The following is a 19,883-nucleotide window of genomic DNA, read 5'->3' as shown; positions in this document are numbered from 1 at the left end:
AAATCCTGTTACAAGCGTTTTTTTATTGTCTAAAAAAGAACGCTAATCAAAATAAACGAGGTTTTTCAGTACCCTCCGAAGAGACGGGATGTTTTTTTATTACAGTAAAAATCAAAAGTAAAATGGTATAAATTAATCCTTTTTTCGATTATTATTTTTTTAACATGGACTAAATTTAAAAATGGTTACTTTTATTGGTTATAAAAACATGTTATAAATTTTGAAGCAGTCAAATTTTATTTACCAGAAACTGGAAGCTTTTATCAGAAAGTTTTACACGAATGAATTGATACGAGGAATCATTTTCTTTATCGGTTTAGGGTTGTTGTATTTTCTATTTACGCTTTTCGTGGAATATTTTCTTTGGCTTAAGCCAATGGGAAGAACGATTTTATTTTGGGTCTTTGTGGGAGTTGAAGTGTACTTGTTGTCCCTATTTATTTTGTTTCCAATTTTTAAATTATTCAAACTCCAAAAAGGAATAGATTACAATCAAGCTTCGGCAATTATTGGGAATCATTTTACAGAGGTGAGCGACAAGCTGACTAATTTTCTGCAGTTGGCAGATTCTGATAGTCATCAGAATAAATCGGAATTGCTTGTGGCTTCGATTGAACAAAAAGCTAATGCGTTACAACCGATCCCTTTTGGCAATGCCATAAATTTCAATACAAACCGGAAATATTTACCGTTGGCACTAATTCCTATTTTGTTTTTTGCTTTCTTTTATTTTTCCGGTAACAGCAATGTGATTTCGCAAAGTTTGAATAGAGTAGTGCATTTCAATTCGGCTTTTTTACCTCCGGCTCCTTTTAAGTTTGTGGTTTTAAATTCGAACCTGCAAACCGAACAAGGAAAAGATTTTATACTTCGAGTTAAAACAGTAGGTAAAGTTGTTCCTGAGAATGCCATGATTTTCATAGGGGATGAAAGTTATTTTATGGAAAACACAAAAGTAGGGGAGTTTGAATTTAAAATTCTAAAACCTTCTGAAGCGGTTTTGTTCCACGTGGAGGGCAATGCTGTTTCTTCATCGGATTATGAATTGAAAGTGATTACGGTTCCGTCGATTGCTAATTTCGAAATGCAATTGAATTTCCCTTCTTATTTGAATAAAAAACCAGAATACATCAAAGGAAGTGGTAACGCCATTATTCCCGAAGGAACGCGTGTAACTTGGAAAATGGATACACAAGCCACTCAAAAAATAGATTGGATTGACGGTAAGTCTACTGTTTCTTTTTCGAAAACTGAAGACAGCTTTACTTTATCTAAAAATATACTTCAAAACACAGATTATCAAATTCTTACTTCAAATGATAAGGTAAAAAACTACGAAAAACTGAATTATCAGCTTACCATTGTCAAAGATCAGTTTCCAGCGATTACTGTAAACAATGCACCAGACAGTTTGAAGGTGGGAAGGAACTATGTTTTAGGGCAAATTTCGGATGATTATGGATTGTCAAAACTCCAGATTGTATATTACGAAAGAAACAAACCGCAAACTGCTAAACGTGGAACAATAGCTGTTAAAAAAGCAGCTGTTGATCAATTTGTATTTTCGTTTCCGAGCAATCTTCCGGTAGAACAAGGAGTCTCGTATGACTATTATTTTGAAGTGTATGACAACGATGCCATTCACCATTTTAAAAGCACAAAATCTTCCGTTTTCTCGAATCGTGTTTCCACTGATGAAGAGAAAGAAGATGAAATTTTGCAACAGCAAAATGAAAATATAAACGGTTTAGAAAAGTCCTTAAAAAACCAAGACAAGCAAATTGCTGAAATTGAAAAATTGCAAAAAACAGGAAAAGAAAAAGACAATCTTGAATTCAAAGATCAGCAGAAAGTAAATGATTTCATCAAACGCCAGAAGCAACAAGATGAAATGATGAAACAGTTTGCGGAGAAAATGAAAGATAATTTGGATAAATTAAAAAGCGATAAAAAGGACGGGTTAAAAGAAGAGTTACAAAAACGAATGGATAAAGCCGATAAAGATTTGGATAAAAACCAAAAGTTATTGGATGAATTAAAAGAACTGAATGATAAAATTAAAAACGAAGAGCTACTTTCCAAGTTAGATAAATTTAAACAAAACAGTAAAAACCAAATTAAAAATTTAGAACAATTAGTCGAGCTGACTAAGAAGTATTATGTAGAAAAGAAAGCGGAACAATTAGGGGATAAATTGGAAAAACTTTCAGAAAAGCAGGATAAATTATCCGATGATGAAAAGGAAAACAAATTGGATAAACAAGAAAATATCAATTCAGATTTTGACAAAATTCAAGAAGATTTAAAAGATTTAGAAAAGGAGAATAAGGAATTAAAATCGCCAATGGATCTTCCTAAAGATGCCGCTAAAGAAAAAAGTATCGATGAAGATTTAAAGAAAGCTGCTGAGGAATTGAAGAAAGACAATAAAGATAAGGCGAAACCAAATCAAAAAAGTGCTTCTAAAAAGATGAAGGAGATGGTGGCAAAAATGGCACAAACTTTGGAAGGAAATGAAAAGGAGCAACTGCAAGAGGATGTCGCTATGTTGCGACAAATTTTGGACAATTTATTAGCGTTTTCTTTATCACAAGAAGATTTAATGAATCAGTTTAAAGGACATAAAGCAGGTTCTCCAGGCTATAATAAAAACATTAAAATCCAACAGGATTTAAAACAACAGTTCAAACATGTTGATGACAGTTTGTTTGCGATGTCTTTGAGAAACCCTAAAATTGCCGAAGAGGTGACTAAAGAAATTGGCAATGTACATTACAATATTGACAAATCTTTAGAGAGTTTATCCGATGCTTTAGTTCCTAAAGGATTATCCCATCAGCAATATTCTATTGCTGCTGCGAATAAATTGGCAGACATGCTTAGTGACATGCTTAATAATATGCAAATGTCATTGTCTGGAATGGGTTCAGGAAAACCAAAACCAGGTCAAGGACAAGGAATGCAATTGCCGGATATTATAAAAAAACAAGAAGGCTTAGGTGAGAAGATGAAGGAAGGAATTAAAAAAGGTCAGAAACCAGGTGCTGGTCAAAAAGGGGAAAGCGGTAAAGAAGAAAAATCTGGAGAAGATGGAAGTCAACAAGGCGATGGAGGTGAAGGCGATGCCCAAGCCATAATGGAAATTTATAAAGAGCAAAAGCAGTTGCGTGAAGCTTTGGAAAATGAACTAAATAAACAAGGTTTAGGAGGTAATGGAAAAAATGCTTTGGAACAAATGAAGCAAATTGAAAAGCAGTTATTAAACAAAGGATTTAAAAACGAAACCCTTCAAAAAATTCTAAATGTGAAGCAGGAATTATTAAAATTAAATACTGCTCTACAACAACAAGGGGAGGAAAATAAGCGCCAATCAGAAACCAATAAAAAGGAGTTTAATAATCAATCTAATGCGCTGCCAGCTGCTTTATTAGATTATTTGAATAGCATAGAAATATTAAATAGACAATCCTTACCTTTGCGCTCGAATTTTAATCAAAAGGTTCAAGAATATTTTAATAAAAAATGATCAATTTTAATTACGAAACCGACTTTAATTTAGACAATGAAGAAGCTATTGCTTTCTGGTTGTCTAATGTTATTACTTCAGAAAACAAGAAAGAGGGAGAGATAAACTACATCTTTTGCGACGATGAGTATTTGCATAAAATCAATTTAGAATATCTTAATCACGACACATTAACAGACATTATTAGTTTCGACTATACGATGGGGAATGAGTTGAGTGGCGATGTTTTTGTTTCTATCGAAAGAGTAAAAGACAATGCTGTTGATTTTAATGTTCCTTTTGAAGATGAATTGAAGCGTGTTTTGGTTCATGGAGTTTTGCATTACTGTGGATACAAAGACAAAGGTGAGGACGATGAACTTTTAATGCGTAGTAAAGAAGATGAAAAATTAGCGCTGTTCCACGTGGAACGGTAATTTTTTTTAGTATGCAAAGCCGAAGTGTTTCACGTGGAACATTTTTATAACCGGCAGATTTTATAATGCAATGTTTCACGTGGAACAAAACAAAAATAGATTTCAAAATTACAACCTGGAATACAACTGAAGGGTTAAATTATACAAGAAGATGTTTCTAGATGAATATGATGTGATAGTTGTTGGCGCAGGACATGCCGGTTCTGAGGCTGCTGCTGCTGCTGCGAATTTGGGTTCGAAAACCTTATTGGTAACAATGAGCTTGCAGAATATTGCCCAGATGTCATGTAACCCAGCGATGGGGGGAATTGCAAAAGGACAAATTGTGCGTGAGATTGATGCGCTGGGCGGATACTCTGGAATTGTTTCGGATAGAACTGCTATTCAGTTCAAGATGCTGAACAAATCCAAAGGGCCTGCGATGTGGTCGCCAAGAGTTCAAAGTGACCGTATGCGTTTTGCAGAAGAATGGCGAATGATGTTAGAAGGAACTCAAAATCTTGATTTTTATCAGGAGATGGTGAAAGGGTTGATTATTGAAAATGGCAAAGTTAAAGGGATTCGTACTTCGCTTGGAGTGGAGATTCGATCTAAATCTGTGGTGTTGACGAATGGAACTTTCCTAAACGGTTTGATTCATATTGGCGAAAAACAATTTGGTGGAGGAAGAGCAGGCGAGAGCGCTGCTTATGGAATTACCGAAGATTTAGTGAATGCAGGTTTTCAAGCAGGAAGAATGAAAACAGGAACGCCTCCAAGAGTGGATGGCCGTTCTTTGGATTATTCTAAAATGAATGAAGAAAAAGGAGATGCTAAACCAGATAAATTTTCTTATTCAGATGTGACTTCATCACTGGTTATTCAAAAATCGTGTCACATGACGTACACCTCTCTTGATGTTCACGATATTTTGAGAGAAGGTTTTGATCGTTCACCAATGTTTAACGGAAGAATAAAAAGCCTTGGGCCAAGATATTGTCCGTCCATCGAAGATAAAATTAATCGTTTTGCTGATAAGGAAAGACATCAATTATTTGTGGAGCCAGAAGGATGGAATACGTGTGAGGTTTATGTAAATGGTTTTTCAACTTCGCTTCCTGAAGATATTCAATTTAAAGCGTTGCGTTCCGTTGTAGGATTTGAGAACGTGAAATTTTTCCGTCCGGGTTATGCAATCGAATATGATTATTTTCCACCAACACAGTTGAAACATACTTTAGAAACTAAATTAGTGGAAGGATTATATTTTGCTGGACAAATAAACGGAACAACCGGATATGAGGAAGCGGCTTCCCAAGGATTGATGGCTGGAATAAATGCGCATTTAAAAGCGCACGAAAAAGCCCCGTTAGTTTTAAAAAGAGACGAGGCTTATATCGGAGTTTTAATTGACGATTTAATTACCAAAGGGACAGAAGAGCCCTATCGAATGTTTACTTCCCGTGCTGAATACAGAACGTTACTTCGTCAGGATAATGCCGATTTTAGATTAACACCTATGTCGCATGAAATTGGATTGGCTTCTGAAAAGCGTTTACGCAGAATGGAGCACAAATTAAATGAATCTGAAAAAATGGTGGCTTTCTTCAAAGAAACGAGTGTTTCGGTTGCAGAAGCAAATCCTATTTTAGAATCAAAAGATACGGCCCTGATTACTCAAGGAGACAAAATGTTTAAAGTTTTCTCTCGTCCACAAATTGATTTGGAAGATATAATGAAATTCGAAAAGGTCGCTACGTATGTTGCAGAGAATGATTTGGATCAGGAAATTTTGGAACAAGCCGAAATTCAAGTGAAGTATTCCGGTTATATCGAAAAAGAAAGAAACAACGCTGATAAATTGACTCGATTGGAAGATGTAAAAATCCCAGAGAATTTTGATTATAATAAAATAAAATCAATGTCAATTGAAGCAAAGCAAAAACTAAGTAAGATTCGTCCGGTAACGATTTCTCAAGCTTCAAGAATCAGCGGCGTTTCGCCAAGCGATGTTTCGGTATTGTTGATTTATATGGGAAGGTAAGATTTATGATTGCAGATTTAAGATTACCGATTTTTGATTTAAATCTGTAATCAAAAGTCGGTAATCTACAATCTTAAACCGATTGTTCCACGTGAAACTACGGTGTAAAGCCTTAGCATAATTGAAGAGTTACAAAAATAAATAATTCAGCCCTGAAAGTATCCTTTGGTGTTTTCAGGGTTTAGTTTAAAATTAAAATATAAAAGCAATATTAATTAATGGACTTTTTAAACAAACAGCCTTTTTTAACCGTTAAAGATCATTCCGTTTCTCAGGAAATGTTCGACTTATATCATGACGAGAAGTTGGATATGTTGATTACATCTCCACAACCCAGTTTAGAAAATTTAGGGAAATATTACGAAAGTGTTGATTATATTTCACACACAGACAGTAAAAGATCTTTCTTTGAAAAAGCGTATCATTTTGTTAAAAGCATTGCGCTTAAAAACAAATTGAATTTAATCAATTCACTAGAATCTAATAAAGGGAGTGTTTTAGATATTGGTGCCGGAACAGGAGATTTTTTATCAGTGGCCAAAGAAAATGGTTGGCATACAATAGGAGTGGAGCCAAGCGAAAAAGCAAAGGCTATTGCAAAAAAGAAAGGCGTTTCATTTGTTGGGAAAACAAGCGAATTAGAAAATCATTCTTTTGACGTGATTTCGATGTGGCATGTTTTGGAACACGTTCCTAATTTGGATAACCAAATAAAAGAATTGAAACGATTGTTAAAGCCAAACGGAACTTTAATTATTGCCGTTCCTAATTTTAAATCTTTCGACGCAAAACATTACGGAAAGTTTTGGGCTGCTTATGATGTGCCGATTCATTTTTGGCATTTTTCTAAAACGGCTATAAAAATGCTTTTCGAAAAAGAAGAAATGAAATTGGTAAAAGTGCTTCCTATGAAATTTGATTCTTTTTATGTGAGCTTGCTTTCGGAAAAATACAAAACAGGAAAAATGAATTTTATAAAAGCCTTTTTTATCGGATTACAATCTAATTGGGAAGCTAAGAAGAATTTTGAGTATTCTTCACACATTTACATCCTGAAAAACAACTAAAATTCATTTTAAGTGCATTTAAGCGCGTTTTTTGGTGAAATTGAGGGTGATTGTCGGATTTTTAAACTAATCGGTTTATTTAAAAGATATGAAGTCTATTTTTAATAGTCATAAATTATACATTCATTAATCACAATAATAAAATCTTATATCATAAATATTTAGCATTTTTTAAACTTTATGTCAATGCTATCTATTTTTTTATATTTTTGTCACCAATACTTAAAAATTAGAAATTAACTAAAATGAAAAAAGCATTAGTAATTATCGCACTTTCAATTTCACTTGTATCTTGTAACAAACCAGCAGAAGTTAAGGAAGTAAAAACAGCTTACGTAGACACTTCTGAATTAATGAAAGAATATACAGAGGCAAAAGACCTTGAAGCAAAATATAAAGCAAGAGCAGAAGAAAAAGGCAGACAATTAGAAGCTGAAATTGCAAGATTTAAACAAGATGCAGCTAATTTTCAAAGTCAAGCACAAGCAAATGGTCAAGCTTGGGCACAACAAAAAGGTGCTGAATTGCAAAAAAGAGAGCAACAATTGAGTTATGCGCAACAAGCTTTGTCTCAAGAATTGCAACAAGAAAGCGGAAAAGAAATGGATTCTTTAGTAAGTGGTGTGAAAAAATTCATCAAAACATACGGTAAAGAGAAAGGATATGCATACATCTACGGAACTGGCGACGCCGCTTCGATTTTATACGCTGAAGATAAATTTGATATCACAAAAGAGATCATCAAATTGTTAAATGAGAAATACAAGTCACCTGCTAAAACAGAAGAAAAAGCAGAAGCTAAAAAATAATTTTTTTATATTAATTCAAAAGATTGCCTTCGTCTAAATTTAGATTGGAGGCATTTTTTTTGAAGCAATTTCCCGCTATTCGCTATAATCTCTCGTTTAGAAAGCGTTTTTTCTTATCCATAAAAGGAGCTTCCTGCGGTCGCTCTTTTCCGGCTAGAAAAAATCACTTTCTAAATCTCGAGGATTTCCGCTGCTATCGGGGCTAAAAAATAGTGGAATCAAGATATAAATTGTCGTCCAAAAATTAAAATATTAATCCTATTTTCAATACTTTAGCTCTATATATACGCCAAATGCAAACAATTTCAGAAGCCGCCGCCTACACTTTACGATTCATCAATCAAACCCACCGCTCTGTTTTTCTTACCGGAAAAGCAGGAACAGGAAAAACTACCCTTTTACGCGAAATTATCCAAACTACGCACAAGAACACAGTTGTTGTTGCGCCTACAGGAATTGCCGCGTTAAATGCGGGCGGTGTAACGATACATTCCATGTTTCAGTTGCCGTTTGGAGGATTTATTCCGGACAATTCTTCGCCTCAATTTTCCGAAAGCACCAAATTTGAAACCAAAGCTACTTTGCGCAGGCATTTTAAAATGAGCGGTTTGAAGAAATCCGTGATTCGGAATATGGAATTGTTGGTAATTGATGAAGTCAGTATGCTTCGTGCTGATTTATTGGACGCTATGGATTATATGATGCAAACGGTCCGTAAAAAAAGCACTCCTTTTGGTGGCGTTCAAGTGTTATTTATTGGCGATTTATTGCAGTTGCCACCAGTAATTCGGGATGAAGAATGGAGAACGCTACGAACTTATTACAAAGGAAAATTCTTTTTCCATTCACACGTCGTGCAACAAAACCCACCGTTATACATTGAATTATCCAAGATTTTTCGCCAGACAGACTATACGTTTATCTCGGTTTTGAATAATTTACGCAACAACCAAATTTCCCAGCAAGACATTCAAACCTTAAATCAATACGTAAAACCGGATTTTGATTTAAAAGCCAATAAAGGATACATCACTTTAACTACACATAACAACAAAGCCGATACGATGAATGCGCAGGCTTTGGAAGATTTAGAAGGAAAGCTAGTGACTTATAAACCAGATGTTGTTGGGGATTTTCCTGAAAAAATATTTCCGGTGGAACAACAATTGCAGTTGAAAGTGGGAGCGCAAATCATGTTTGTAAAAAATGATTTGTCCTTTGACAAAAACTACTTCAATGGAAAAATGGGAATTATCAAATCGCTTTCGAGTCAGGAAATTCTGGTTCATTTTCCAGAAGAAAACAAAACCATAGAAGTCGAAAAATATGAATGGCAAAACATTCGTTATAAAGTAGACGAATTGACCAAAGAAATTGAAGAAGAGGTTTTAGGTACTTTTGTACATTATCCGATAAAATTAGCGTGGGCTATTACGGTTCATAAAAGCCAGGGATTGACTTTTGATAAAGCTGCGCTTGATGTTTCGCAAGTTTTTCTTCCGGGACAAGCATATGTCGCGTTGTCGCGTTTGCGCTCGTTAGAGGGTCTTATTTTGCTTTCTCCGCTGCAAATGAACGGGATTTCTAACGATCAGGATGTGATGGATTATTCGTTGAACAAAGCTTCGGATTCGTATCTAGAAAATGCATTGCATTTTGAAACCAAAAATTTTATCCATAACTATCTGATAAACACGTTCGATTGGGGTGATTTGGCTCAGGAATGGCGCAATCATAAATTCAGTTACACAGAAAAATCAGAAAATTCAGAGAAATCCAAACATGCCGTTTGGGCCAAAAAACAAACGGAAGTCATCGAACAGCTTTTGGATCCATCCAAAAAATTCATATCACAATTGAATAAGCTTTTCAGCCAGGAAACCGCCGATTTAAACCATATTTCGGAAAGAATTCAAGCAGCATTCAGTTATTTCCTAAAACCTATGGACGATTTGGTTTTTGAAATCCTTTGGAAACTGGAGGAAGTAAAACGCATCAAAAAAGTAAAAGCGTTTTACGATGAATTAATCGTTGTGGAAGAATTGCAAACCAAAGCCGTTCTGCGATTAATGAAGGCCAAATTATTGATAGAAACGGTTGTTGCAGGTGAAACTATTTCGAAAGAGAAATTGACTTCGTCAGAAATTAAAAATTATATCAGCCGAAAAACGGAAGCGATTCAAAATCAATTCAAGAAATTAAATATCACTTTGATTGATGATGATAAAGATATTGAGCGTTATACTTCAAAAAAGAAATCAGATAAAAAAGAACCTAAGAAATCTACCGTGCAGGAAACCTATGAATTGTGGCTGGAGAAGAATTCCATCAAGGAAATTGCTGCTATTAGAAAGTTCACTGAGGATACTATTTTAGGGCATTTAACCAAATTGATTATTGCAAAAACAATAAGCATTAATGATGTTTTACCAGAAGATAAAATTCAGGAATTGACCGAAGCGTTTTATGGTTACAAAGAAGAGTCAATTTCGCCTTTAAAAGAAAAATACGGCGATAAATTTACCTGGGAAGAGTTGAGAATGTTCAAAGCGAGTTTGAATTTGAACTAACCCAATTCTGAAAAGAGTTACTTTATTACCTAATCTATCTTGATTTTATTTTCAATAAAAATCATTTTTTGTACTTTAGAATCTGCGTAAATCTGCAAGATCTGCGTGCCAATATTTTCACGCAGATTTGGCAGATTTTGTGAAATTCAAATATTGAAAGGAATTAATTTTTTAAAAGAGAATGCCCTGGCTTTTCGTAAAAACAAACTCTAATGTAAATAGTGACGAATATCTATCTTGCATAAATTAGTTTTTTTTCTTTGTCTAGAATAGGCTTTATGTATTTTGACAATCCTCTTGCAGAAACCAAATCTACTTTTTTAGAAAGTAATTTTTGTAAATATATTTGCATTTGAATGAATTCCAGACCAATAGGTTGTGTATAGTCTAATTCAACCAATAAATCAACATCACTATTTTCATTTTCTTCACCTCTTGAATAAGAACCAAATAAATAGGCTTTCAAAACGGGTTGTCTTGAAAAAAAATCCTTGATTAAATTAATTTGATTTGCAGGGAGTTTCATTTTTTAAATCCTAACTTATTGATGTAGAATTAATTAAAAATTAATCAACTATCAAGAATCACAAAATTTTAAATTATCTCGAAAAGAGATAATTTATTAATTTTTGTTTTTTATTATAGTGATTCAATCAATATCCAAGCTTCTGGATTATGCTTTTTCTGAATTTCTTGTTTTGCTTTTTCTGCTTCTGCAATTGTGGCATAGCTTCCGTAAAGTACAGGAAATAATCCATGTTTATTAGGGGCAATACGACGGGCTTTGTATCCTAAATGAATTAATTGATTAAATGTCTTATTTGCATTTTTTTCTTCTCTATAAACGCCAGCCATAATATGATACGACATTTTCTTTTCCTTAGCTGATTTAACGGATAGCGTTACTGCTGGAACTGGACTTTTGATAAAGAAAGTAGCTTCTTGAATTTTATTTTGAACTTGTTTTTGAACAGCAGTTTCAACAAGTATTGTTTCTGAGGCGATTTGGTTTTGGTAAATAGAATAACCAACACTTCCTGTAAGACCTAATCCTAATACAAAAATCGCGGCATATTTTAAATATGGACTTGCTGTTCTTGTTTCAGGAACCAATTGAATTGTTTCTTTTTCTTCGATTGCTATTACTTGTTTTTCAAAGATTTCTCTTTTTACAAGAGGAGAAACGAAAGGAGCTAAGCCAAAAGAACTTGTCAAATAATTGGTTTGATCGTAAGGCGTGAAAACCAAATTATTATCGGCATTCAAACAAAGATCACCTACGTTTTTTATAGAAAAAAGATTATTTTCCTGTAATGCTTTTTTCCAATTAAAAACTTCATATTGAATGGCGCTTACGGCATATTCATAAGATGTTTTTTCAGCTTGAGCAATATGATTCGCTAATAATCCATCATTATTCTTTAGATTAGCATTGAAAGAAATCATTTTTTTTGGTGGAGAAAACGTATTCGTGCTTTCATTCAGCTGAGCCGACTGAGTTTCGGTCAAAAAAGCTCCGAAACCCGGAACGGTTACACATTGATAACGATATAAAAGCTGCGCGATGTATAGTTCGATTTTCATACTTACAAAGTTATACAACGAAAATAGTTATCAAAATTTTATTCACAATTTTTATTAACAATCCGCATAAAAATTTATACATTTCACCCACAAATGATTAGCATGAAAGAACAAGATTTATTTTATTTATTGGCATTACAAAGAGTAGAAGGAGTTGGTGATATTATGGCCAAAAAATTGTTAACCCATTGCGGAAGTGCGGAAGCAGTCTTCAATACCAAAACAGGACAACTTGCGGCAATTGATGGTGTGGGTTCTATGTTACTGAAAAATTTAAAGGACAAATCTGTTTTCGAAAAAGCTACTCAGGAACTGGAGTTTATAAAAACAAATGAAATCAATGTGGTTTATTTTCAGGACGAAGAATATCCGGAACGGTTGAAACATTGTATTGACGGACCACTTTTATTATTCACTTTGGGAAATATTAATTTAAAAAACAGAAGAATAATCAGCATTGTAGGAACGCGCCAAATTACATCGTACGGAACTGAATTTTGTAGAAAACTGATTGAAGATTTAGCACCGCTGGATCCCATAATTGTTAGTGGTTTTGCTTACGGTGTTGATATCGTGGCGCATCAATTGGCGATGGAAAACAATTTACAAACGATAGGGGTTGTTGCTCATGGTTTGAACCAAATATACCCCAAAACCCATAAAAAATATGTCGCCAAAGTAGAACAAAACGGTGGTTTCATGACCGAGTTTTGGAGTTCCTCAAATCCTGATAAAGAAAACTTTGTTCGAAGAAACAGAATTGTTGCGGGTATGTCTGAAGCTACCATCGTAATTGAGTCAGCGGATAGAGGTGGTTCATTGATTACGGCCAACATGGCAAATGATTACAACCGCGATGTTTTTGCCGTTCCAGGACGTGTTACCGATAAATACAGCCAAGGGTGCAACAACCTGATAAAAACCCAAAAGGCAAATGTGCTCACCAGCGCAGCGGATTTAATTTATATCCTGAATTGGGACTTAGAGAAAGAAACAAAGCCCGTGCAAAAACAATTGTTTGTGACTTTAGAAGAAGATGAGCAAAAAGTATATGATTATCTTCTAAAAACCGGAAAAGAAGTAATGGATATTATTGCCTTGCGTTGTGATTTTCCTATTTACAGGATTTCAGGAATGCTTTTGAATATGGAACTGAAAGGGGTGATTCGACCTTTGCCTGGGAAATTGTTTGAGGCAATTTAGATTTATGAATTACCTTTATTTCAATCTCTTTTATCTTATGTAACCTTATATTTCTTAAATGGTTTAACAAATTAATCTGTTTTTATAACCAGATAAGAAATATAAAATCCTATAAATTAGGAAAATAAAATCCTAATTTTAAACCTCAAATCCCAATTTTTCTCTTACTCTGCTCAAAACGCGATTGGCAACAACTGCTGCTTTTTCGGCTCCTTTTTTGAGTAATCCATCTACTTCAGGAAGGTTGTTCATGTAATAATTGTATTTTTCTCTTTCGGTTTTGAATGTCTCTGTTATCAATTCAAACAAAGCTTGTTTAGCGTGACCGTACCCGTAATTCCCACCTAAGTAATTGGCGGTCATAGTTGCTATTTGTTCTTCATTTGCCAATAATTTATAAATGGCAAATGCATTACAAGTTTCAGGATTTTTTGGATCTTCCAGTGGCGTGCTGTCGGTTTCAATACTCATCACTTGCTTGCGCAAAGATTTGTCGTCTAGAAATATATTAATAATGTTATTTGCTGATTTACTCATTTTACCGCCATTGGTACCAGGAATTAACATATTGTCTTCCTGGATTTTTGCTTCAGGAATCACAAAAGTTTCTCCCATCTGGTGGTTGAAACGAGATGCCACATCACGTGTAATTTCGAGGTGTTGTAATTGGTCTTTCCCCACGGGAACCAGCTCGGCATCGTATAATAAAATATCCGCGGCCATCAACATTGGATAGGAGAACAAACCAGCATTGACATCTTCCAGTCTATCGGCTTTGTCTTTGAAGGAATGGGCTAATGTTAAGCGTTGAAAAGGAAAAAAACAACTCAAATACCAAGATAATTCCGCTGTTTGTGGCACATCCGATTGTCTGTAGAAAACTACTTTATCCACATTCAAACCACAGGCAAGCCATGCAGCTGCAGTACTGTAGGTATTTGTTCTTAAGGTTTCACCGTTTTTTATTTGTGTTATCGAGTGTAAATCGGCTATAAAAAGAAACGATTCGTTTTCGGATTTATTTGATAATGCTATTGCGGGAATGATTGCGCCAAGTAAGTTTCCTAAATGCGGAGTTCCTGTACTTTGAACACCAGTAAGTATTTTTGCCATTATGTTTTTTTTCTTGATCGCAAAGTTCGCAAAGATTTTCGCAAAGTTCACAAGGTTTTTAGGTTTTTATAGTACTAAATAGGTTTCAAATTTAATTCTTTTAATAATATTAACATATGATTCCTTATTTTTGACCTTATGAGAGGATTGAAAATTATTTTTTGGACACTTTGGCGCATATGGTTTTATGTTTTAATGGCCATTCCTATACTTGTGATGTTTCCTTTTTTAGTGCTTTCTATTTTGACTGAAAGTGGTTATCCTTACTTTTTTAAGATGGCCCGTATTTGGGCAAAAATCATTCTTTTCGGAATGGGTTTTTATTACAAAATAGACAAAAATCAAGGACTGAGATGGGATAGCAGCTATATGATTGTTGCCAATCATACTTCTATGGTAGATATTATGCTGATGCTCGCTACAATTAGAAATCCTTTTGTTTTTGTGGGTAAAAAAGAATTGTCAAAAATTCCTTTATTTGGATTTTTCTACAAAAGAACCTGTATTTTGGTAGATAGAAGTTGTTCTAAAAGTAGAATGGAAGTTTTTAATCGGGCACAAAAGAGGATAAACCAAGGATTAAGTATTTGTATTTTCCCCGAAGGTGGAGTTCCAGATAATGAATCTGTTATATTGGATACTTTTAAAGATGGTGCCTTTCGATTGGCAATTGAACATCAAATACCTATAGTTCCCATTACTTTTGCTGACAATAAAAAAAGATTTTCCTACACTTTTTTTAGTGGGAGTCCCGGACTTATGCGGGTTAAAATACATTCACACGTGGAAACTTTGGGTAAAAAAGGGGTAGACCGGAAAGAAATTCGGGAGGAAGTACGGGAAATAATTTATAGTCAATTAATAGTATTTGATAAAACTAAAAAGTATAACTTATACCAGAGTATAATCCAATAAAAACAGGTTTATAGTTTCCAGAATCTCTGGAGTACGTATTCAATTGATATTTAACCATAGGTTCAAAATTTATTTGAAATGATTTTACTAATTGGTATTTAAATCCCAACCCAACATTGGTACTAAAATGGATTTGGTTTAAATTTTGTGCTTCTCCTAATTTCACATTAGTGTCAGATGAAACTAATGATATTTTATTTTGATTTAGAAATAACGTACTTATTCCTCCAATGACGTTAATACCAAATTTCTTGTTTAAAACTGCATAAGAAAGTTCCAAAGGCACTTCATAATAGCCCATTTTCTGGTTTAATGCACCTGTATTTGTTTTTTGCAGGTCTTTTTCGAAAGTTATTAGTGTATTAAGGGCGGCTTCGTTTTTAATCTCAATTAATGCATTTGAGGTATAACTAATATTCGCCAAATTATTGTTTGATAAACCAGCTGAATAGACCACGTTATTTGTATTATATCCCAATGTGAGCTTGTTAATTCCGGTTCGTAAGGCTATTTTTTTAGAAACAGCATAATTCACTCCAATACCAAAACTTAGGCTGTTATCGGCAGTTTTTTGATTCTCTGAGAATTGAGGATCAATAGCCGATCCACCCGAATTTGAATTCAGATACACTGCAGCTACATTAGGAACAATTTGCCATTTGTTTTTAAGAACTACAGTTTGTTTTTCTTCTTCTTTCTTTTTTAGAATTTCCTCTAATTCGTTTGGAGATTCCAGAATAATTGAGGGTTGTTTTTTAGATTCTATTACTGCAATTTTAGAATCGTTTTTCTCTTGGAACGCCTTTTTTTCCAGCGTTTGATTTTGAATGTTCTCAAACGAGTTTGTATTTTGCGCACTGTTTTTATCTGCAATTAATGAGTTGTAATTAATGACGCCTTTACCACTCGCTGTTTGTTTTATCGGTGGATGATTTTTTGAGAAATAAAGGTTAGTATTATTCTGATTCTTTTTTTTGTCATCAGCGGCTTTTGATGGAGTAAAAGGTGTAATTTCTTTTTCATGGTTTCTAACGGTTTTTGGGTTAGTTATTACTACTTGTTGACTGTTTTTTATATCGAAAGGATTTGTTTCTTTTTCCATTTTATTTGGAATAGAATCCTTGTGTTCAGGAGAATTTATTAAAACTTTTGTGTCTAAAACGATACTGTTTTCAATTTCAGGATTCGTTTTTAAAACCGTGTTCAAGGCAAATAAACCTAAAATAAAAGCAGCGGCAATTCCTGAAAATTGCATCCAAAACGGAATTATTTTTCGTTCTTTTTCTTTTTCATTTAAAGCCGCTTCTATGTTTATCCAAACCTGATTGTTTGGTTCTGCTTCAAAATCTTTGAATCTTTCTTGAAACAGTCGGTCTATGTTTTTTTTATCGTTCATTTTGCCAATGACTTTATTTCAATTCTTGTGTACGCTTCTATTTTCTCTTTTAAAATCAATCGTGCCCTGGCAAGATTGGATTTTGTGGTTCCTGTTGTTATTTTAAGCATTTCTGCGACCTCTTTATGAGAATATCCATCGAGAACGTAGAGGCTGAAGACTAATCGATACTGGTCGGGTAATTCTTGAATAATTTGCATTAAATAATCGATAGAAATGTTCTCGTCGTCAACTTCAATAGCTGTATCAGGAATATTTTCATTTATAACCTCCATATACCGAACACCTCTGTATTTTTGGAGTGCATTATTTATCATTATTCTTTTGGCCCAGCCTTCAAAAGAGCCTTTGCCGCTAAACTGTTCTATTTTTCTGAAGATAATTAAAAATCCATCTTGTAAATTGTCTTGGGCATCCGCATAATTACTGGAATACTTTAAGCATACCCCAAAAAACTTTTTAGCAAACAATTGGTACAATTGTTCTTGAGCTTTGGGGTAATTTTTTTTACAGTCATTAATTATTTGATCTAATCCCACAGAATTTATTCTATTTGTTAGTTGACTACAGGAATTTCTACTTCTTCAAAAAGTTCTATACCAGCGGCATCTTTTCCTTTATAAAATTTGAAAATATAAGATCCGGTATTTGTTACATAAAAATTAAAAGAAATCTCCGACTGCGCTGGGATTGATTGCGTGCAAACTGGGTTGTTATTTACAGCTGTTTGAATGGCTATGGTTCGTATATTGAGGTCTTTACTATAATAGATGCCTTGAAAATAATGACATTCAGTAGGTTTTGTATATTTTAATTTTATTTCATACGTATTTCCCAATGTAAATTTTTCAGGCAGGGTATAACTATCAACAGGAAGCACTTTATAGGTGTAGGAATCTCGATTGTCATTATCAAGAGTACATCCTGTCAGGGTTGTAATTAACAGAATAAACAGGGCAAATTTTTTCATTTTTTCATTTTTTAAATTTATAATAATCAGCTTCTTCAAATGAGGTTGAGGCTGTTTTTTTTATTAGATAAAAATTTTTGAAAAAGGTTGCGTGTAAAAATAAAAAAACCCGAAAAATTTTTCGGGTTTTAGTTTTATGCTTCTGCTAATTCTTTTATTCTGGCTTTAATTTTTTCTTCTAATTCATCCGCTAATTCCGGATTGTCTTTTATTAAAGACTTAACAGCATCACGGCCTTGACCTAATTTGGTTTCACCATAACTGAACCAAGATCCCGCTTTTTTGATGATTTCAAATTCTACTGCAAGATCTAAAATTTCTCCTGTTTTTGAAATTCCTTCACCATACATGATGTCAAATTCAGCAATTTTAAAAGGCGGAGCGACTTTGTTTTTCACCACTTTTACTTTGGTTCTGTTTCCAAGTACATTGTCACCATCTTTTATTTGAGTGGAACGACGGATGTCTAAACGAACCGAAGCGTAAAACTTCAGTGCGTTTCCACCAGTTGTAGTTTCTGGATTACCGAACATTACTCCAATTTTCTCTCTTAATTGATTGATGAAGAAAACGGTACAATGCGTTTTGCTGATCGTTCCTGTTAATTTACGCAATGCTTGAGACATCAAACGTGCATGAAGACCCATTTTAGAATCTCCCATTTCGCCTTCGATTTCACTTTTTGGAGTCAAAGCGGCAACCGAGTCAATTACAACAATGTCAATTGCTCCTGAACGAATCAGGTTTTCAGCAATTTCTAAAGCTTGTTCCCCATTATCTGGTTGAGAAATGATTAGGTTTTCAATGTCTACTCCCAATTTCTCAGCATAATTTCTGTCGAAAGCATGTTCTGCATCAATAAAAGCAGCAATTCCACCGGCTTTTTGAGCCTCAGCAATGGCATGAAGCGTCAAAGTTGTTTTTCCAGACGATTCTGGACCGTATATTTCAATAATTCTTCCTCTTGGATACCCTCCAACCCCTAATGCTAAATCAATCCCTAAAGACCCAGAAGAAATAGTTTCTACTTCCTCAATGGCTTTATCTCCCATTTTCATTACGGTTCCTTTTCCGTACGTTTTGTCTAGTTTGTCAAGCGTAAGTTGTAGCGCTTTTAATTTGGATTCTTTCTCTGTACTCATCTTCTCTTTTACCTTTTCTTTCATCTATTTGTATTATTTTATAACTGTAAGAAATTGACAGGGTGACTAATTATCCTGAAAATTTCATTTATGTAAGAACATTTGTTTTCGTAAAAATACTTCTTTTTTTAATGTAAATTTTCTCTTTCAAGAATATTTTCAATATCTAAATTTTAATAAAAACAAAACAAGTTAATTATGCTTGTTACTGGAACAGCGCCTTCAATTCAGTGGCGTCGTGAGGGTTCATTTTTCCGGCTAAAACTAAACTGAGTTGTTTGCGTCTTAATGCAGCATCAAAGCGTTGTTTTTCCAGTTCTGTTTCTGGAATTATTTGTGGGACTTCTACAGGTCTTCCACTTTCATCAACAGCTACAAAAGTATAAATGGCCTCATTGGCTTTGGTACGGTTTCCAGATTGTCTGTCTTCTACCCAAACGTCAATAAATATTTCCATTGAACTTCTGAAAGATCTGGAGACTTTAGCCTCAACATTTACGACACTTCCCAGTGGAATAGCTCTGTTAAACGCCACGTGATTTACGGATGCGGTCACGGTTATTCTTCGGGAATGTCTTCCGGCTGCAATACTCGCTGCGCGATCCATTCGGGCTAACAATTCGCCACCAAAAAGATTATTCAAAGGATTGGTTTCGCTCGGTAAAACCAAATCGGTTAATATCGTCAGGGATTCTGAAGGATGTTTTGGAGTCATTTTTTTGTATAAAAAGTAAGTGTTGTTTTAAATAATATTGTGGTTTCTAGTTTAACCAATAAACGGCCAATATAGCTGGTATAAAATAGATAACAATCGTTCTGGCACCATCATAATCTTTGGCTAATCTTTGTCCGAAAAGCAACATCAATAAAGTGATGCAGGAGAAAACCGCTCCGTAAAAGCCAAATATTCTTCCATTGTTTACCAATAATTCGATGCAGCCAACCACACATAAAATACCTGAGATTAATTCTAAAATTAAAATATTCAGTAAAGCCAGAGGCACTTGGTTTTTTAATTGTGTTTTAGCAAAATGACCTTTTAACCAGTCAACATTATCTTTCCAATAAAACAGTTTGTCGTAACCGGATTGCAGAAAAGTAATAGCCAGAAAAATCAAAATTAAAATAGAAGTAATGTTGTTCATGTTT

At 34.2% G+C, this 19,883-nt stretch carries 17 protein-coding genes; 8 read left to right on the top strand and 9 right to left on the bottom strand.

Annotated elements, in window-relative coordinates:
* Positions 1–220: 220 nt before the first annotated feature.
* The 6 genes from FNW38_RS14865 (at position 221) to FNW38_RS14840 (ending at position 10,411) form a co-directional block, all read left to right on the top strand.
* On the top strand, positions 221–3,526 hold the full coding sequence (locus tag FNW38_RS14865) for a DUF4175 family protein (protein ID WP_144064901.1): 3,306 nt from the start codon (positions 221–223) through the stop codon (positions 3,524–3,526).
* The gene (ybeY, locus tag FNW38_RS14860) at positions 3,523–3,942 is read left to right on the top strand and encodes an rRNA maturation RNase YbeY (RefSeq protein ID WP_144064902.1); all 420 of its coding nucleotides are present in this window, start codon (positions 3,523–3,525) and stop codon (positions 3,940–3,942) included. Before FNW38_RS14865 ends, ybeY begins: the two co-directional genes overlap by 4 nt.
* A gap of 151 nt (positions 3,943–4,093) precedes the next feature.
* Complete coding sequence (mnmG, locus tag FNW38_RS14855; RefSeq protein ID WP_144064903.1) at positions 4,094–5,965, top strand: tRNA uridine-5-carboxymethylaminomethyl(34) synthesis enzyme MnmG; 1,872 nt, start codon at positions 4,094–4,096, stop codon at positions 5,963–5,965.
* 218 nt (positions 5,966–6,183) lie between these two features.
* On the top strand, positions 6,184–7,032 hold the full coding sequence (locus tag FNW38_RS14850) for a class I SAM-dependent methyltransferase (protein ID WP_143387276.1): 849 nt from the start codon (positions 6,184–6,186) through the stop codon (positions 7,030–7,032).
* A 245-nt stretch (positions 7,033–7,277) separates the two neighbouring features.
* Positions 7,278–7,841, top strand: coding sequence for an OmpH family outer membrane protein (locus FNW38_RS14845; protein ID WP_143387275.1), 564 nt, complete (start codon positions 7,278–7,280; stop codon positions 7,839–7,841).
* Between the two features lie 293 nt (positions 7,842–8,134).
* The gene (locus tag FNW38_RS14840) at positions 8,135–10,411 is read left to right on the top strand and encodes a helix-turn-helix domain-containing protein (protein WP_144064904.1); all 2,277 of its coding nucleotides are present in this window, start codon (positions 8,135–8,137) and stop codon (positions 10,409–10,411) included.
* Positions 10,412–10,643: 232 nt separating this feature from the next.
* Here FNW38_RS14840 and FNW38_RS14835 read toward each other — a convergent pair whose 3' ends face one another.
* Positions 10,644–10,937 carry a nucleotidyltransferase family protein gene (locus tag FNW38_RS14835; RefSeq protein WP_144064905.1) on the bottom strand — a complete coding sequence of 98 codons (294 nt, stop codon included), beginning with the start codon at positions 10,935–10,937 and terminating at the stop codon, positions 10,644–10,646.
* 113 nt (positions 10,938–11,050) lie between these two features.
* A complete protein-coding gene (locus tag FNW38_RS14830) occupies positions 11,051–11,995 on the bottom strand; it encodes an HU domain-containing protein (RefSeq protein ID WP_144064906.1) in 945 nt (314 codons plus the stop codon).
* A 102-nt stretch (positions 11,996–12,097) separates the two neighbouring features.
* Here FNW38_RS14830 and dprA point away from each other — a divergent pair, with 102 nt between their 5' ends.
* Positions 12,098–13,198 carry a DNA-processing protein DprA gene (gene dprA, locus FNW38_RS14825; RefSeq protein ID WP_143387271.1) on the top strand — a complete coding sequence of 367 codons (1,101 nt, stop codon included), beginning with the start codon at positions 12,098–12,100 and terminating at the stop codon, positions 13,196–13,198.
* Between the two features lie 138 nt (positions 13,199–13,336).
* Here the strand turns inward: dprA and trpS are convergent, their stop codons facing one another.
* Positions 13,337–14,311 carry a tryptophan--tRNA ligase gene (gene trpS / locus FNW38_RS14820; protein ID WP_143387270.1) on the bottom strand — a complete coding sequence of 325 codons (975 nt, stop codon included), beginning with the start codon at positions 14,309–14,311 and terminating at the stop codon, positions 13,337–13,339.
* 138 nt (positions 14,312–14,449) lie between these two features.
* Between trpS and FNW38_RS14815 the strand changes: the two genes are divergently transcribed.
* The gene (locus FNW38_RS14815) at positions 14,450–15,226 is read left to right on the top strand and encodes a lysophospholipid acyltransferase family protein (RefSeq protein ID WP_144064907.1); all 777 of its coding nucleotides are present in this window, start codon (positions 14,450–14,452) and stop codon (positions 15,224–15,226) included.
* On the opposite strand, the gene FNW38_RS14810 is transcribed toward FNW38_RS14815, so the two are convergent.
* From FNW38_RS14810 to FNW38_RS14785, 6 genes are all read right to left on the bottom strand, one after another.
* Complete coding sequence (locus FNW38_RS14810; RefSeq protein WP_144064908.1) at positions 15,189–16,622, bottom strand: porin family protein; 1,434 nt, start codon at positions 16,620–16,622, stop codon at positions 15,189–15,191. The genes FNW38_RS14815 and FNW38_RS14810 overlap by 38 nt on opposite strands.
* Positions 16,619–17,161 carry an RNA polymerase sigma factor gene (locus tag FNW38_RS14805; protein ID WP_144064909.1) on the bottom strand — a complete coding sequence of 181 codons (543 nt, stop codon included), beginning with the start codon at positions 17,159–17,161 and terminating at the stop codon, positions 16,619–16,621. The genes FNW38_RS14810 and FNW38_RS14805 overlap by 4 nt, the downstream gene beginning before the upstream one ends.
* Positions 17,162–17,178: 17 nt before the next feature.
* Positions 17,179–17,592, bottom strand: a complete 414-nt coding sequence (locus FNW38_RS14800; protein ID WP_144064910.1) for a hypothetical protein — start codon at positions 17,590–17,592, stop codon at positions 17,179–17,181.
* A gap of 134 nt (positions 17,593–17,726) precedes the next feature.
* Positions 17,727–18,734, bottom strand: a complete 1,008-nt coding sequence (gene recA, locus FNW38_RS14795) for a recombinase RecA (protein WP_035674074.1) — start codon at positions 18,732–18,734, stop codon at positions 17,727–17,729.
* 205 nt (positions 18,735–18,939) lie between these two features.
* The gene (locus FNW38_RS14790; RefSeq protein ID WP_143387265.1) at positions 18,940–19,449 is read right to left on the bottom strand and encodes an acyl-CoA thioesterase; all 510 of its coding nucleotides are present in this window, start codon (positions 19,447–19,449) and stop codon (positions 18,940–18,942) included.
* Between the two features lie 46 nt (positions 19,450–19,495).
* Positions 19,496–19,879: a DoxX family membrane protein gene (locus FNW38_RS14785; RefSeq protein ID WP_143387264.1), complete on the bottom strand. Its 384-nt coding sequence runs from the start codon at positions 19,877–19,879 to the stop codon at positions 19,496–19,498.
* Positions 19,880–19,883 lie beyond the last annotated feature (4 nt).

This window comes from Flavobacterium gawalongense, assembly GCF_007097265.1.
Taxonomy (GTDB): Bacteria; Bacteroidota; Bacteroidia; order Flavobacteriales; family Flavobacteriaceae; genus Flavobacterium; species Flavobacterium gawalongense.
Note: the sequence above shows the minus strand (reverse complement) of the source record. Positions and strands in the feature narration are given on the sequence as shown.

Bases quoted from the DNA above. Each gene is read 5' to 3' on its own strand.
- ybeY (WP_144064902.1), top strand. From the start codon at position 3,523: ATGATCAATTTTAATTACGAAACCGACTTTAATTTAGACAATGAAGAA.
- FNW38_RS14815 (WP_144064907.1), top strand. From the start codon at position 14,450: ATGAGAGGATTGAAAATTATTTTTTGGACACTTTGGCGCATATGGTTT.
- FNW38_RS14835 (WP_144064905.1), bottom strand. From the start codon at position 10,937: ATGAAACTCCCTGCAAATCAAATTAATTTAATCAAGGATTTTTTTTCA.
- dprA (WP_143387271.1), top strand. From the start codon at position 12,098: ATGAAAGAACAAGATTTATTTTATTTATTGGCATTACAAAGAGTAGAA.
- FNW38_RS14830 (WP_144064906.1), bottom strand. From the start codon at position 11,995: ATGAAAATCGAACTATACATCGCGCAGCTTTTATATCGTTATCAATGT.
- mnmG (WP_144064903.1), top strand. From the start codon at position 4,094: ATGTTTCTAGATGAATATGATGTGATAGTTGTTGGCGCAGGACATGCC.
- recA (WP_035674074.1), bottom strand. From the start codon at position 18,734: ATGAGTACAGAGAAAGAATCCAAATTAAAAGCGCTACAACTTACGCTT.
- FNW38_RS14850 (WP_143387276.1), top strand. From the start codon at position 6,184: ATGGACTTTTTAAACAAACAGCCTTTTTTAACCGTTAAAGATCATTCC.
- FNW38_RS14840 (WP_144064904.1), top strand. From the start codon at position 8,135: ATGCAAACAATTTCAGAAGCCGCCGCCTACACTTTACGATTCATCAAT.
- trpS (WP_143387270.1), bottom strand. From the start codon at position 14,311: ATGGCAAAAATACTTACTGGTGTTCAAAGTACAGGAACTCCGCATTTA.
- FNW38_RS14785 (WP_143387264.1), bottom strand. From the start codon at position 19,879: ATGAACAACATTACTTCTATTTTAATTTTGATTTTTCTGGCTATTACT.
- FNW38_RS14810 (WP_144064908.1), bottom strand. From the start codon at position 16,622: ATGAACGATAAAAAAAACATAGACCGACTGTTTCAAGAAAGATTCAAA.
- FNW38_RS14845 (WP_143387275.1), top strand. From the start codon at position 7,278: ATGAAAAAAGCATTAGTAATTATCGCACTTTCAATTTCACTTGTATCT.
- FNW38_RS14790 (WP_143387265.1), bottom strand. From the start codon at position 19,449: ATGACTCCAAAACATCCTTCAGAATCCCTGACGATATTAACCGATTTG.
- FNW38_RS14800 (WP_144064910.1), bottom strand. From the start codon at position 17,592: ATGAAAAAATTTGCCCTGTTTATTCTGTTAATTACAACCCTGACAGGA.